The sequence below is a fragment of the Shewanella chilikensis genome (genome assembly GCF_037953065.1).
Classification (GTDB): domain Bacteria; phylum Pseudomonadota; class Gammaproteobacteria; order Enterobacterales; family Shewanellaceae; genus Shewanella; species Shewanella chilikensis.
On the sequence record NZ_CP149966.1, the window covers coordinates 3,698,478 to 3,712,857 of the forward strand.

Annotated in this window: 11 protein-coding genes and 1 riboswitch; of the genes, 4 read left to right on the top strand and 7 right to left on the bottom strand. The window is 52.4% G+C overall.

Going from position 1 to position 14,380, the window contains the following annotated elements; all coding sequences use genetic code 11:
- Positions 1 to 24: 24 nt before the first annotated feature.
- The gene (locus tag WKR14_RS16830; RefSeq protein ID WP_198552061.1) at positions 25 to 546 is read right to left on the bottom strand and encodes a DUF2059 domain-containing protein; all 522 of its coding nucleotides are present in this window, start codon (positions 544 to 546) and stop codon (positions 25 to 27) included.
- 208 nt (positions 547 to 754) lie between these two features.
- Between WKR14_RS16830 and azu the strand changes: the two genes are divergently transcribed.
- Positions 755 to 1,222, top strand: coding sequence for an azurin (azu, locus tag WKR14_RS16835; RefSeq protein WP_101056868.1), 468 nt, complete (start codon positions 755 to 757; stop codon positions 1,220 to 1,222).
- A 252-nt stretch (positions 1,223 to 1,474) separates the two neighbouring features.
- Here the strand turns inward: azu and WKR14_RS16840 are convergent, their stop codons facing one another.
- A complete protein-coding gene (locus WKR14_RS16840) occupies positions 1,475 to 3,631 on the bottom strand; it encodes a S46 family peptidase (RefSeq protein ID WP_339087006.1) in 2,157 nt (718 codons plus the stop codon).
- Positions 3,632 to 3,767: 136 nt separating this feature from the next.
- Complete coding sequence (locus WKR14_RS16845; RefSeq protein ID WP_101057442.1) at positions 3,768 to 4,961, bottom strand: aromatic amino acid transport family protein; 1,194 nt, start codon at positions 4,959 to 4,961, stop codon at positions 3,768 to 3,770.
- 500 nt (positions 4,962 to 5,461) lie between these two features.
- A riboswitch (yybP-ykoY riboswitch) is annotated at positions 5,462 to 5,634 on the top strand.
- A gap of 20 nt (positions 5,635 to 5,654) precedes the next feature.
- On the opposite strand from WKR14_RS16845, the gene WKR14_RS16850 reads away from it, so the two are divergent.
- A complete protein-coding gene (locus tag WKR14_RS16850; protein WP_101057444.1) occupies positions 5,655 to 6,212 on the top strand; it encodes a TMEM165/GDT1 family protein in 558 nt (185 codons plus the stop codon).
- A 64-nt stretch (positions 6,213 to 6,276) separates the two neighbouring features.
- Here the strand turns inward: WKR14_RS16850 and katB are convergent, their stop codons facing one another.
- The 4 genes from katB to WKR14_RS16870 form a co-directional block, all read right to left on the bottom strand.
- Entirely contained in the window at positions 6,277 to 7,740 is a 1,464-nt protein-coding gene (gene katB, locus WKR14_RS16855; RefSeq protein ID WP_224866117.1) for a catalase KatB, read from the bottom strand.
- Positions 7,741 to 8,083: 343 nt separating this feature from the next.
- Positions 8,084 to 8,365 (bottom strand): YgjV family protein, encoded by a 282-nt coding sequence (locus WKR14_RS16860; RefSeq protein WP_101057450.1) that lies wholly within the window; start codon positions 8,363 to 8,365, stop codon positions 8,084 to 8,086.
- Positions 8,366 to 8,632: 267 nt separating this feature from the next.
- Positions 8,633 to 9,070: a PaaI family thioesterase gene (locus WKR14_RS16865; protein ID WP_101057452.1), complete on the bottom strand. Its 438-nt coding sequence runs from the start codon at positions 9,068 to 9,070 to the stop codon at positions 8,633 to 8,635.
- 249 nt (positions 9,071 to 9,319) lie between these two features.
- The gene (locus WKR14_RS16870) at positions 9,320 to 11,821 is read right to left on the bottom strand and encodes a S8 family serine peptidase (RefSeq protein ID WP_335923287.1); all 2,502 of its coding nucleotides are present in this window, start codon (positions 11,819 to 11,821) and stop codon (positions 9,320 to 9,322) included.
- Positions 11,822 to 12,233: 412 nt separating this feature from the next.
- On the opposite strand from WKR14_RS16870, the gene WKR14_RS16875 reads away from it, so the two are divergent.
- Both WKR14_RS16875 and WKR14_RS16880 read left to right on the top strand, forming a co-directional pair.
- On the top strand, positions 12,234 to 12,662 hold the full coding sequence (locus tag WKR14_RS16875; protein WP_101057456.1) for a curlin: 429 nt from the start codon (positions 12,234 to 12,236) through the stop codon (positions 12,660 to 12,662).
- A gap of 18 nt (positions 12,663 to 12,680) precedes the next feature.
- Entirely contained in the window at positions 12,681 to 14,117 is a 1,437-nt protein-coding gene (locus WKR14_RS16880; protein ID WP_101057458.1) for a curlin, read from the top strand.
- The last annotated feature ends 263 nt before the right edge of the window (positions 14,118 to 14,380 follow it).

A 14,380-nucleotide genomic window follows, 5' to 3' on the forward strand; every position in this document is an offset into this window, starting at 1 on the left:
TTTTTATACTGACTGCTAGTCAAATTATTCGCCTGAATGGGCTTCTCTATGAGCCTTGAGCTTATTGGCAAACTCCTGCTGCAGTTGCTCCATTTTGGGCAGCAGCCCCTGGCTCAGCGATTGGGTCATCATCATGGACTCCTGCATCACAGCCGGCATCTTGGCGACCATGGAACGCCCTGTATCACTGGAATAAAACGCCAGCATATCGGCAATTTCCTTGTCACTGTAATGCTTGACATAAATATCTGTCAGTGGCTGCTTCAGTTTGTCCCAGCCCAGTTCCTGTTTGAAGATCTGCGTGCTCTTACGGGCAAACTCTTCAAATAAAGGCTTTTCACTCTCCTTGATATTGAACTGTTGTTGCATGCCCAAAATCATCTGTTCCATCTGGGTGTATGCCGTGTCCATCATGGAGTCCATCTGCATTTCCAGCAGCAGTTGCTCCACCTGGGCCCGACGAGCGCTGTCGTCGGCCAACGCCAAAGGGCTTGTGAGCAATATGCCGCCCAGAACAAGAGATGACCAAAAACCAGGACCTTTCATGAGTGCCTCCGTGGCAAGTATTGATTCGGCTGTCAGTCTATCACAGCCCAAGCAACTGTCAGCTGCTCCTGCCACGGCTGACAGTTAAAATTCTGAGATTAATTCTCATTTAAGCTAGATACCGTTATGATTAACCCAGGCGGGAGCCTGCGGGGCTCTCGTACTGTCGAGAGAAATATCGACCCTAAAACCAGAAAAGGAATTGAAAATGAATAAGTTAACCAAGAGACTCGCGGGTATTACCCTGTTGGGAGCCGGCGCCGTTATCAGCAGTACTGCCAGCGCCGACGAATGCAGCCTGACCATCACAGCCAACGATGCGATGCAATTTGATACCAAAGAACTCAGCGTTCCCGCCAGTTGCAAGACGGTAGAACTGACATTGACTCATTCCGGCACCCTACCTGTGACAGCCATGGGCCACAACTGGGTTCTGAGCAAGAGCGCCGATATGCAGGGCATTGCCACTGATGGTATGGCAGCGGGCGCCGATGCCGCCTATGTTAAAGCCGGTGATGAGCGGGTCATTGCCCATACTCCTCTGGTTGGTGGCGGCGAATCAGTCAGCATCAGCTTCAGCACCGAAGGCATGACACAGGAAGAAAGCTATAACTTCTTCTGCTCCTTCCCCGGCCACTGGGCCGTAATGCAAGGCAGCTTCAGTATCAAAGGCTAAATCTACGCGCTTTGGGCCCTGATAAGGGCTCAAAGAAGCACTTCCCTACCGTAAGACATAAACCTCCTCTAGTCATCATTGGCCAAAGCCCACGGGGTACTGCAATGTTTGCCCGCCAACCTTGAACGCCCGGCCACAGGGGTATGTGAGCTGTTGAATCGGGCGCGCCTTCAGGCTCTGCAACTCTCAATCCCCCTGCGCTAGCTAAAAAAATCCCCGCAACTTGGCGGGGATTGTTGTTGATGGCAAAGCTTACTTAACGATTTCCATCTCTTGCAGCAGGTTGTCTGCATTATCCAGATACTTCATCACCCACAGCATGTAACGGCTGTCCACCTGAATGGAGCGGTTGATGTTATCGTCGTAGTTCCAGTCACCTATGATGCTCTCATAAACACCGTCAAACAGCAGTCCCACCAGCTCGGCACGGCCGTTGAGGGTTGGCGAGCCTGAGTTACCGCCTGTGGTATCCAGAGTTGAGAGGAAGTTGACCGGTACCGAGTCAATATCCTTGAAGTAGAAGTCACCATATTGCTTGGCCTTGATAAGCTCCAGCTCTTTCTTGGGAGCATCGAAAGGCTCAACCCCTGTGTCTTTCTGCACTATGCCTTCCAGACGAGTGAAAGGTACGGCGTAGAGACCATCTTTGGGTGAGTAGCCCTTCACATGGCCCACTGTCACCCGCAGGCTGGAGTTGGCATCGGCATACACAGGTTTACCCTGCTCACGGTTGTAGGCAATGATGGCTTCCATGTACTGAGGACGCACCTTCATCAGCTCACCGGCCAACTCTTTCTTTTTCTGCTCCAGCTGCATACCTGTGTCATAGAAGGCCACAGCAAACTGGATCATAGGATCTTTCGAGGCCTTGAAATCGGCAACCGACTTGTCCATCCAGGCCAGACGCACATCTTTGTTATCCAGCTTGGTATTCTTGTACATCTTGTCCAGAGTCTTCTTCAGCTTGGCCTCATCGAGCTTGTTGCCTATGCCGAAGTACTTGTCCAGCGCCGGCAGCCGCTCAGACTTGGGCAGCGCTGCATAACGCTTGAGCATCTCAAACACCAGCGCCTTGTCGACACTGGCGGCATAACGGCGATCGATACGCTCCATACCGGCCTTGAAGCTGATCATGTCACGCTCCTGGAAACCCGGCTCGCGCTCCATGTCCGGCAATGCCTTTTCATTGGCCAGACGATAGAGTTCGCGGGCCGTTGGCAACATAGTGGTATACCCCAGATAGCCCAGGATAATGTCACGCTGCTGATCTGCCAGGCTTTGGGCGACCAGCTTGTCCAACTGTGCCAACACCTCACCATACTGGGCCTTGCGGCTGCTGTCGGCATCGATCCAACTCTTGAGCTTGGCTTCCAGGGTACGCTTGTCTTCCAGCATGGTCGACTTACCATAGAACTCGATCATCGAGGTGAAGTTCTTGGCATAGTTGGCCAGACCGGCGATCAGGCTCTCGTACTTGATGCGCTCATCACTGCCTTCCGGGGCCGTCTCTTTAATGATCTCGATAAAGCGCTCACGCAGCTCCTTGCCTTGTGGGTAAGACCACTCAAACTGGTTTTCCACTTCGTTGCCGGTGCGGTATCTGTTGGTGCGGCCCGGGTAACCGGCCACCATCACAAAGTCCCCTTCCTTGACCCCTTTGGCCGACACCTTGAGGAAGCTCTTGGGCTCGTAAGGTACGTTATCCTTGGAGAAATCGGCCGGCTTGCCATTTTTGTTGACATAGGCGCGGTAGAAGGAAAAATCGCCCGTATGGCGCGGCCACATCCAGTTGTCGACATCACCGCCGTACTTACCCACGCTGGCCGCCGGGTTATACACCAGGCGAACATCACGGATTTCCAGCTGCTTCACCAGATAGTACTCAAGACCACCGTGGAAGCTGTAAACCTGACAGCGATAGCCATCTTCTTTTTCACACTGGGCCACCAGTGACTTCTCGGCCGCCTCGACGCCCTTGTAGAAAGCGTCGCCCTGCTTGTTGTCCAGGCCTTGCTTGACCTTGTCGGTCACATTGGTGACCTCTTCGGTGACATATACCCGCGAGCCCGGAGTTGCCGGCAATTCTTCGGCAAAGTTTTTCGCCAGGAAGCCATCACGCAGCAGATTCTTCTCCGGGGTGGAGTTGTACTGGATGGAGCCGTAGGCACAGTGATGGTTGGTTACCACCAGCCCCTTGGGCGAAACGAAAGACGCGGTGCAGCCGCCCAGGCTTATCACGGCATTCATCGGGAATTCGGTCAGCTTGGAAATAGACTTGGCGTCTATTTCCAGTCCTTTGGCCTTGAGTTCATCGGCCATGGCCGGCAATTGGTAGGGCTGCCACATGCCCTCATCGGCCTGAGCACCAAAACTGGTGGCTATGGCCGTTGCAAGTAACCATTTTTTCATTCTAGTAAGTCCATTCGCTGGTATCAGTTCAATTTGTTGTTTTTGTGCAACAAAAAAGCCGGGCACAAGTCCCGACTTTAACACAGACTACCAAGCGGCTACAGACTCGGAAAAATTCCCTTACAAAGGGCTTCGCTTAGGCCCCCAGCGTCGCATACAACTGGGCAGCTATAATGCCTATCCCCAGGAGGGCCATCAGTGCCATCGCCGGTTTGCCACCGGCAACTTTGTAGCCTTCCGGCGACTCACGCCGCTGTTTCAGTGCTATGGCTATCGGCAGGAAGATGATGATCACCACTAAAGGCACGGCGGCAAAGCCCAGCAGCGCCGAAAAACCTTCTGGCAGATACAGGGCGCAGGCCAGCGGCGGAATAAAGGTCAGCAACCAGGTCTGCAGGCGGCCGACAAAGTTACTCTTGGCGCGGATAAGCTCGGCGCTGAAGTCAAACAGGCTCAGGGTCACTCCAAGAAACGAGGTGATCAACGCCAAGTCGGCAAACAGCCCAATGCACTTGCTCACCAAAGGCTGCTCGCTGATCGCCTGCAAGGCACTGATGAGTTTCGACAGTGAACCGCCAAAGCCATGAATGGTATCACCGCCGACAGTACCCAGGGTCACCAACAGCCAAAGCAGATAGCAGGCCAGCGGAATGCCGGAGCCTATCAGCAGCACCTTGCGCAGGGAAACCGTGTCACCATCAAGATAGCGCACCAGAGTGGCAATACAGACATGGAAACCAAAAGAGGTAAACACCACAGGCACGGCGGCAAGCCACACCTTGGCATAGGAATCGGTCGGCGCCTGCTCCAGTAAGGTATTCATATTCACCTCAGGCAGCAAAAACAGTACCACCAGCACCAGCATGACTATCATGGCAGAAAACAGCCCGCGGGAGAGCTTATCGACCCAGCCGACTCCCAAGGCGGCAAAACTGCCCAGAGCCAGGGTAAACAAGAGTACCGCATCCTGGCCATCCAGGGTCATATCGAACCAGGCCTTGGCCTTGAGCATCAGTAGCTCGGCGCCACCGGTCAGGTAGGCGGCGGTCAGGGCAAACAGCAGGCTGAGAAAAGCGGCGCTTTGAATCAGTTGCCCCGTCTTACCCAAGGCTTTACCTGTAATGACATGCAGGTTATCCCCCACGCCGGAGCGCAGATTGACTTCCAACATCAACAGTGAGGTGTAGGCGGAAATGCCCCAAATGACCAACATCAATAGCAGTGCCGGAAGCAAGCCCATGGCAGCTGTTGCCAGTGGCAAGGCCAACATACCGGCGCCAATCGCAGTACCCGCGACTATGGCTACAGAGCCCAATATTTTTAAGTTCACTAAAATTCGTCCTGTTCTTTTGTCTTGTTATCTTTAAGGTCAGATTTACCCAAGGGGAAAGGCGAATTGTCAGCGCAGCTGGCAAGCTGTAACGTCTTGGCCGCAGATGAAATTCCGCCTTACGGAGTTTCATTGGCCCCAACAGCTCAGCAAACAGAAGAGGTATGCCACCAAGCCACTGGGGCTAACTAAATCGTGGACAGCGGAATTGGGGACTGCAAAGATGCAAACTCAACACTGAGGCTCTTTCTCAAAAATTAACTTAACCGGGACATTAACAGAGCCACAGCCCTTGGGCAAGCGGGGAAGCGCGACTATCGGCCAGTTACCTTATGCTTCTACTTGATTCCTGATGCAGGGCTATCAAACGGAAACATAAACCATTTTCTCGACCTTCAGCGGCGTAAAAATCGCGCCACACTCTTTCCCAGACAAAGAAATCTCATTTTTATCGAAATCAGAGCAGTGTTGCCATGGCGAGCTTTATGGTTATAATGGCCGCCTCTGTCTTAGGGGAGTAGCTAACCTGGGTCCCGCCCAGGGGTAAGCATCAACACACTTGGCCTCATGCCATGGTGCTTACAGCAAGTTTAGGCTTGCCAGGCAAGACCTGAGCACGGTATACCGCACAAATATAAAGGGGTGGGCGGTGGACTGTGCTTGGAATTTTGCCACCCCGAAGGAACGCCCATTTTGGAAGCACTCATCGCCTCAACTCTCACTGTCGCCGTAGCCGAAATCGGTGACAAGACTCAGCTGTTGGCCCTGTTGTTGGCCGCTCGTTTCAAAAACAAGACCGCAATTATCTCAGGGATCCTTATCGCCACCCTGCTCAACCATTTTGCCGCCGCCTGGCTGGGCCAATGGGCCATGGGTTGGCTCAGCGCCGATATCGGCCGTTACCTTGTTGCCGGCAGTTTCTTTGCCATCGCCCTCTGGGTGCTGGTACCCGATAAGGTCGATGCCGAAGAGAGCCGCTTCTACCGCTATGGCCCCTTCGTAGCTACCTGTTTGCTGTTCTTTATCGCCGAAATGGGTGACAAGACCCAGGTCGCAACCGTGGTGCTGTCGGCCAAATACGATAGCCTGCTGATGGTAGTAACAGGCACCACTGTCGGCATGCTGTTGGCGAATGTTCCCGTGGTGCTGGCCGGCCATTTCAGTGCCGACAAGCTGCCCATGACCTGGATCCACAGAGGTTGCGCCCTGCTGTTTGCCCTCTTGGGGATAGCCACCCTGTTGTGGGAGTAGGAAAACCGCTGACAACGCAAAAGGGGCAGCTCAAGCTGCCCCTTTTACTTCCGGCGTGCAACTATCAGCTGACCAGCATCTCTTGCACCCGGCGGCCATAGTCGGCATCGGCCTGGCTGAAGTGGCCTATCATTCGCTGCTGCACATCCTGAGTCGCTTGACTCAGAGTACCGCAGATATTACTGATAAGCCTGGCCTTTTCCTCTTCCGGCAACAGGCGGTAAAGGTTGCCTGCCTGGGTGTAGTCATCCTGGCCATAACGGCTGTATCTGTCGGCTTCACCATCCAGGCGCAGTGGCGGCTCTTTGAACTCGGTCGCATCCTGCAGGCCGCTTGGCTGCGAGTTGGGGCCATAGTTTGCCGACGCATCGCCACCTGTCTGACTTCCATGGTAAGGGCACTGAGCCCCGGCCATGGCACCGGCACGTTGATGGTGATTGGCCTGAGTCGCGTGAGGACAGTTCACCGGCAACTGGTTATAGTTGGCTCCTATCCGATAACGCTGGGCATCGGCGTAGGCAAACAGGCGAGCCTGCAACATCTTGTCCGGCGACGCGCCAACACCGGGAACCAGGTTACTCGGCGCCAGTGCCACCTGCTCCACTTCGGCGAAGTAGTTCTGTGGCAGACGATTGAGCTCCAGTATCCCAACCTCGATCAGCGGGTAGTCCTTATGTGGCCATACCTTGGTCAAATCAAACGGGTTGATATGGTAAGTATTGGCATCGGCTTCCGGCATTATCTGTACCTTGAGCTTCCAACGGGGGAAATTACCATCCTGGATTGCCGCCACCATGTCGCGCTGGGCATGATCCGGATCGATTCCCTTCACCTTGGCGGCCTGCTCTTCAGTCAGGTTAGCTATCCCCTGCTCTGTCTTGAAATGGAACTTGACCCAGAAGCGCTCACCCTTGGCATTCCAAAATGAGAAGGTATGCGAGCCAAAGCCATGCATCTGCCGATAGTTGGCCGGAATGCCTCGGTCAGACATCAATACAGTCACCTGATGCAAGGACTCAGGGTTGAGCGACCAGAAGTCCCACATCGCCTGAGGATCTTTCAAATTAGTGTGCGGATTACGCTTCTGAGTGTGGATAAAATCAGGAAACTTGATGCCATCACGCAGGAAGAAGGTGGGGGTGTTATTGCCCACTATGTCGTGATTGCCGCGCTTGGTGTAGAAACGTACTCCAAAGCCACGGGGATCACGCTCGGCATCGGCGCTGCCCATTTCACCGCCTACGGTCGAGAAACGAACAAAGGCCTCGGTCTGGGTACCAACACCCTGGAAATGTTCGGCTATGGTGTATTGGCTCATATCATTGGTCACAGTGAAGGTACCATAAACACCTGTGCCCTTGGCATGCACTACCCGTTCTGGGATCCGCTCGCGGTTGAAGTGGGCCAACTTTTCAATCAGGTGCCAGTCCTGCAGCAACAGCGGACCACGCTCTCCGGCGGAGAGGGAATTCTGATCGTCTGCGATAGGGGCGCCGCTCTGGCTGGTGATATATTGCTTCTGACTCATCTCGTGCTCCTTAGTCCTTTGTTTCGTTTAACCAGTTTTCAATCACATCATATATGGTAGCCATAGGTGCTCCCTTGAGCAGTCATATTGGCGATATGGTCATCTTAGTCAAACAACCACGCTTTAAAAAACGATTAAAACTGATTATCACAATCCCGTTTATAGATTGCTTTGAGTTTGAGATTGAGAAACGGGGATAAAGAAATGCATAACCGAGATGACAGTGACTGCCAGTCAAGATGAAAAACGGCTAAAAGCAGAACAAGAAGATATTGTCACGAAAGAAACAAATGTTATAGAAACCGGCACCATGAGATTACTCGGGCGCCGGTGGTTTGCCAGCTTACTTATCATCTGATTTTTCAGCGTTTATTTGATCACTTGACGGCAATTCAGGCGCAGGGATGCGATAGAGTTTAACCAGGTAGTAGGCATCGATAAGCACTATAAAGAAGTTCACCAAAGCCACAGGATATGCAGCAATGGCCACACCATAGGCAACAAACAGCGCCGCTCCAAGCAGGTTCCACCAGCGCAGCCGTTTGATATTGGACATCATCAGAGAGATGGCCACCACTACTGATGCCAGATATCCGACCCACTCCCATATATTGATTGTATCCATCCAAGATCCCCTATTTCACAGCAGTGACAGTCTTCGAATCATGACACCCCTGAATGCCAATTCCCGAACCCTCGCCTATAAGGATAGTCGCTAACAAACAGGAGCAAAAATGAATACTGGTGCTAAAACATCGGCTTTGGGCCTGTTGGCAATCTACCCAATTGCAACTAGGCCCGTTGCCCATGCGGGTGAAATAATCTTGAAAAACAAACTGATAAAATGGCCTTAATCTATGCTTTTACGCAAGCGCCTCACTAGCATATGGCCCTAACGCTTGATCACGGCCGCGGTCATACGGGAGATACAGGTCAGCTCACCGGCGCTGTTATGAATAAGCACTTCCCAGACAGAGCTGCGTTTCCCCAAATGTACCGCTTTGGCGGTTGCCTTAAGTTCACCATTGCGAGCTGCCCGCAGGTGATTGGCGTTGATCTCCTGACCGACACAATAGTAGTTTTCAAAGTCCACCGCAAAATTGGCGGCATAGCTGGCCACCGTCTCTGCCAGTGCCACATTGGCACCACCATGTACTATTCCAAGTGGATTGTGGATAGCCGGAGACGCCGGCATGCTGGCCACCATATAGTCATCACCTATCTCAGTGATGCGGATCCCCAGTGTCTGCATCAGGGTGCCCTTGCCACTCATACCAACATCCAGTTTGGCACAATCTTCCAGGGTGATGGGGCGAAACCAAATACTCATCTTATTGTTATCCTTAGTACTCCAATAGGAAAATCAGTGTACTTGGCCGCCAGCATCCAAGTAAACCCGGCCAAGCAGATAAGCTTGCACCGACACAACTTCAATGAAAGGTAAAGCATTGGGCAACCTCCTCCAGCTTGAATGATTGCGATGTTCTGAAGTTATCTCCCCCTGTCATCAAAAATTAATTTTTGCGCGATGTGTTTATAAAAAAAGCGGCCAGCTGGCCGCTTTCATCTATTCGGGTTATCAGAATTGAGCAACAACAGGATCAGAGCAAAGCTCGGTTTCCAGCTCACAAACCTGATAAGTCACACTCTCGGCTTCAGTGCTGAAGCGATCACGGAACTGGCCATCGTTGGCGGTGGTCGCAACCTGCTCACCATCGCGGAAAATCGCCACTTCATCACCCAGGGCACCATTCCAGTTCACATCGACCATGGCGCTGCCACGACGGGACTTGAGGGCGCGGCTGATATCGGCAGAAATGCTGTGGGCAAATACCTGCACTTCCATGCTGACGCTGTCGCTGAGCTCAGTGGCATCGGTCGCTGTCAGGGTAACTGTGTAGGTACCAGCCTCGGCATACACATGTTGAGGGTTTGCCTCACTGGAAACAGAGCCGTCACCGAAATCCCAGTGGTAGCCGGCGATATCATCATTGATATCAGAGCTACTGTTGCTGAAGCTGACACTCAGACCTTCGGCTTGATAGTCAAAGCCGGCATTAGGTGCTGAAGGACCAGCTTCACCCAGCGCAGTGATCACCATACCCCAGTTGTTCAGGGTGCCATTGTCACCACCGGCGTGGTCAGTCACACTCAGAGTCCAGGTACCTTGGGCAATTTCACCGTTGAAGTCACTCAGATCCCAGCTCTTGACGATATCATCATTACTGCTGCCTTCGCGATTATGCAGCACCACTTCGGTACCGGATGGCGAAGTCAGGGTCACTGTCAAATCACCAATCCAGGTGTGGCTGATATTGACGTTGCTGTTGACCCCGAAGATCTGCAGCGGATCGGCGATCTCAATGGTGCTGGTCACTGTAGTGTTATCGGCAATAGCCACCGGGGTATCATTGCTGTATGGGAAGTCGTTCAGCCCTTGAGGGATGATTTCCAGGCTCACCACACTGCTCTTTTCAATACTGCCGTCATTACCCGATACCGTGATGGCGTAATCGCCCCACTGAGTCTCGGCGGTGCTGGCGACGTTCAGGCTAAAGCTGTCACCGGCACCAACGCTGGTGGCAGACAAAGATACCCCTTCCAGAGCGGGTTCCATACTGACACTCAGCTCAACACTGCCATTCCAACCGGCGACACTACCGACACTGAAGTCATAGCTGGTGCTTTCACCGGCTTCAATGGTGCGGGCAGCCGGGGTCACGCTGAAGCGATAACTTGGGCTTGGGTTGGCTTGATCGAGTGCGTTGGCCGCGTTCAGACGGGTACCGGCAACACTCTTGCCAGTCATGGCCGCATTGGCATCACCCGAATTCATCAACAGTGCTTTCATCTCAAACGGTGTCAGATCCGGGTTGATGGACCACACCAGAGCCGCCACCCCGCTCACCATAGGCGTAGCCATTGAGGTGCCAGAGTAGCTCTCGTAACCACCACCTGGAACCGTTGACAGAATGGCACTACCAGGCGCCGCCATGTCTACGCTGGTAGCCCCCCAGTTGGAGAACCATGAGATACCATCCGAGCTATCGGTACTGGCAATAGACATCACTATGTCCGATTCATAGTTGGACGGATAATGGGGGCTGGCATCATTGTCACTGGTATCGTTACCGGCCGCTGCCAGGAACAAAATACCTGCTTCACCGGCGGCTTCGATGGAATCCTTCAGCGCCTGGCTGAAACCACCGCCCCCCCAGGAGTTGTTGGTGGCCTTGATATCGACGCCATGATTCACCTTGAGATCCGTCATATAGTCAATACAGGCGATGGCATCGGCGGTAGAACCTGTACCGGCAGGAGTCAGGAACTGACAGCCAATAATCGTCACGTCCCAGTTTACCCCGGCGACACCCAGGCCATTATTTCCCTTGGCGCCGATGGTTCCTGCTACGTGGGTACCATGACCGTTACCGTCCATAGGATCGCCGTTATTATTGGCAGCACTGAAACCGTGAATATCATCAATCACACCGTTGCCGTCATCATCTATGCCGTTACCTGGAATTTCGCCCGGGTTGACCCACATGTTGGCCTGCAAATCAGGATGGTTATAATCAACCCCGGTGTCGATAACCCCGATGATCACATCCGTGCTGCCTGTAGTGACATCCCAAGCTTCGGGAGCATCAATATCGGCGTCAGCCACACCACCGGTTTGCCCAGTGTTATGCATGCCCCAGAGCTCAGGGAAACGAGGATCATCCGGCATGCCTATGGCGCGCAAAATGTAGTTGGGTTCAGCATATTTAACCGCCGGATGGCTGGAGATCATCTTGATCGCCTGCTCAATATCGGCTCCTTGGCGCAGATTCAGCTTTGCCAGACGGCCATCGAGCAAACGGGCAAATTTGTCATCTATACCATCGGCATTGGCATCACGCAAAGTACCACGTACCAGGCGCTGAGCCGCGGTGCGCTCCTCCTTGGTGGCATTATCCTTGTAAACCACCAGGATAGAGTCTTTGGCGTAACGGATCTCGTTTTTAGCCATTGCAGGCGCACTACCAAGCGCCATAACCCCAGCGACAGCTACTGCCAATGGCGAGAATTTTTTCAACATATTCGGGCTTCCTATAGTCCTTATAATCCCTTGATATCCGGAACGGCTTGCATCTGCGGCACTTCCTTGAAACGACAGGCAAACAGTGACCAGCGAGTGAAATCCGGCGTTTATTTATTGCAAATAGATTGTTACCGCAATGAAAACAATAGCGATAGTAGCAAACGGTAAAATACGACTTTAATACTAGACGTGTTAGGTATGAACAAACTTAAAAATCGCCAGAAATAAAACCCAAATCATTGTTTATAAAACAAAATAAATCAATTCACCATTATTGCAAAAAGCAATATCGACTAAAGCCTAAATAGCCTTTAACTCCGATTGCGACCCCGGCTCAAGGCGCGTAACTTTTGTTGCTGATTTGTACCACTCTGGTTCAATCAAGGATATGTACGAAAAGGAGTCTTAGGTGTCGGTACTCGCAAAAATCCTGTTTGGTTCGGCCGTTTTGTTGACCAGTCTTGGTACAGCAGCGACAGAACGCCAGGTGAATGCACTACAGGAGTTGCCAGTCACCCTCCAGACGCTGCTGGAAACTCAGGGACGCGATAACTTGGTCGACCTGATGCAACAAGGCAGTTTCAACCAAGCCATCATAGTTCAAGCCGGAATTGACAACAGCGCCATCCTCACCCAAGCCGGGTTGGGAAATCAGGCGCAAGTAGTACAACTCGGGGTCAATAACCAGGTTGAAATGATGCAGGTGGGTGACGCCAATAAGGCAAACATCACTCAAATAGGCAATAACAATCTGGTGCAACTCAACCAGCTTGGCAGCGCCAATTTTTCGATACAACAAATTGCCGATGCTGCCACTATCAGCATCACGCAGTATTAAAAACACAGGGAGCGTTTAATGAAATCTCAAGCTAAAAAGTCACTGATTGCACTGGCTATCACAACGGGTCTGGGTATGAGTGCCCAAGCTTTCGCCGGCAGTGTCAATGAAATCTCAGTTAACCAACAGAGCCGCAGCACTGTAGGTCAGGAAGTCTATGCCGAGCAAACCGGCATTCTGAACCTGACTGTCATCAATCAAGAAGGTTCTGCCCAGGAAGCCACTGTGGTTCAAGACGGTGTTTGGCACGAAGCCTATGTTGATTCCAAGGGCGACGAAAACAAAATCACTGTAGCTCAGAATGAAGACTGGCACGTTGCCAGCGTCGATGTGGATGGTAACGTCAACACCGCAACTGTCGCTCAATCCGGTTTCTTCAACGAAGCCAATGTTGAGCTGATCGGTGACAACAACAGCGCCGAAGTAAACCAAAACGGTGACACCAACTTTGCAGTATTCCGTGTCAACGGCAACGACAACTTTGGCTACATCAGCCAGAACGGTAACAACAACGAAGCTGGCATGATAGCCGTTGATTTCAGTCCCAATGTAGGCAACGGCAACTCTGTGACCGTACTGCAGGAAGGTAACGCCAACATAGGTGGTGTTCGTGGCGTTGACGGTGATAACAATAGTATCGAAATTGATCAGGCAGGCGCTCTGAACACTGGCTTTGTTTATGCCCTGTCCGGCTCTGAAAACAGCATCGAAATGATGCAAACCGGCACAGCCAACACCGCAGTGCTCGAATTCACCACAGGTGATGACAACGACGTTGAAATCTATCAGAAAGGTGACGGCAACACGGTGGGCGATCTGCTGGTTGCCGATATTCAGGGTAGCGATAACCTAGTCGATATCCAGCAGGAAGGCGACACCAACGGCGTTGAATTTCAAATCTGGGGTGACGACAACAACATCGACCTGGAGCAGGATGGCAGCACCAACTTTGCCACTGCCGCCGCCTATGGCACAGACAACAGCATGGACCTGACTTCACAGGGTGATTACAACGAACTGGTCGCTTTCACCACAGGTGAAGACAACCAGATCGAAATCCATCAGGAAGGCACTGAAAACTTTGCTTATGCCGAACTGGAAGGCGATAACAACGAAGTGGATATGGAGCAAGACGGCAGCGCCAACGAAGCTCTGGTCACAGTGGTTGGCTACAACAATACCGATATCGAAACCACTCAAAGTGGTGAGCTCAACCTGGTTGATCTGCTGATCCTGGGTGATGACAACCTGGCTCAAATCGTTCAAAGCGGTGACAACAACTGGGTGAGCGGTGTTGAAGGCGGCGCCTTCGCCGTGGTTGGTACAGGTAACAGCCTGATGATCACCCAAAGCGGTAACGAAAACCTGGTTGTCGGTTCTCAGGCCGGCGCCAGCAATGCTATCAGCGTAACCCAAAGCGGCGACTACAACGTTGCCACTGTTATCCAGAACTAATCACTCTGGTGCTTTATGCGAAAGGGAGCCTCTTGGCTCCCTTTTTATTTGTCCAATCGCCAACTGAGCGTGAGTCATTATGGCTTGAAAACTCATGGTTCCAGCGGTTTCCAGGAAACCCCATACCATAAGCATCGAATAACAAGGCGAGTATTCGCCGCTGGCACGGCGGCTAGCATTGCTTTAAGCCTTAAATCCCTCACCAATACTTGCCGGGCTTTTGACCACAGACGTAACCCATCACCTGCGGTGCGCCTCTCGCA

Excerpts from the sequence above, each read along its gene's own strand:
- WKR14_RS16830 (WP_198552061.1), bottom strand. The coding sequence starts at position 546 with ATGAAAGGTCCTGGTTTTTGGTCATCTCTTGTTCTGGGCGGCATATTG.
- azu (WP_101056868.1), top strand. The coding sequence starts at position 755 with ATGAATAAGTTAACCAAGAGACTCGCGGGTATTACCCTGTTGGGAGCC.
- WKR14_RS16840 (WP_339087006.1), bottom strand. The coding sequence starts at position 3,631 with ATGAAAAAATGGTTACTTGCAACGGCCATAGCCACCAGTTTTGGTGCT.
- katB (WP_224866117.1), bottom strand. The coding sequence starts at position 7,740 with ATGAGTCAGAAGCAATATATCACCAGCCAGAGCGGCGCCCCTATCGCA.
- WKR14_RS16860 (WP_101057450.1), bottom strand. The coding sequence starts at position 8,365 with ATGGATACAATCAATATATGGGAGTGGGTCGGATATCTGGCATCAGTA.
- WKR14_RS16865 (WP_101057452.1), bottom strand. The coding sequence starts at position 9,070 with ATGAGTATTTGGTTTCGCCCCATCACCCTGGAAGATTGTGCCAAACTG.
- WKR14_RS16870 (WP_335923287.1), bottom strand. The coding sequence starts at position 11,821 with ATGTTGAAAAAATTCTCGCCATTGGCAGTAGCTGTCGCTGGGGTTATG.
- WKR14_RS16880 (WP_101057458.1), top strand. The coding sequence starts at position 12,681 with ATGAAATCTCAAGCTAAAAAGTCACTGATTGCACTGGCTATCACAACG.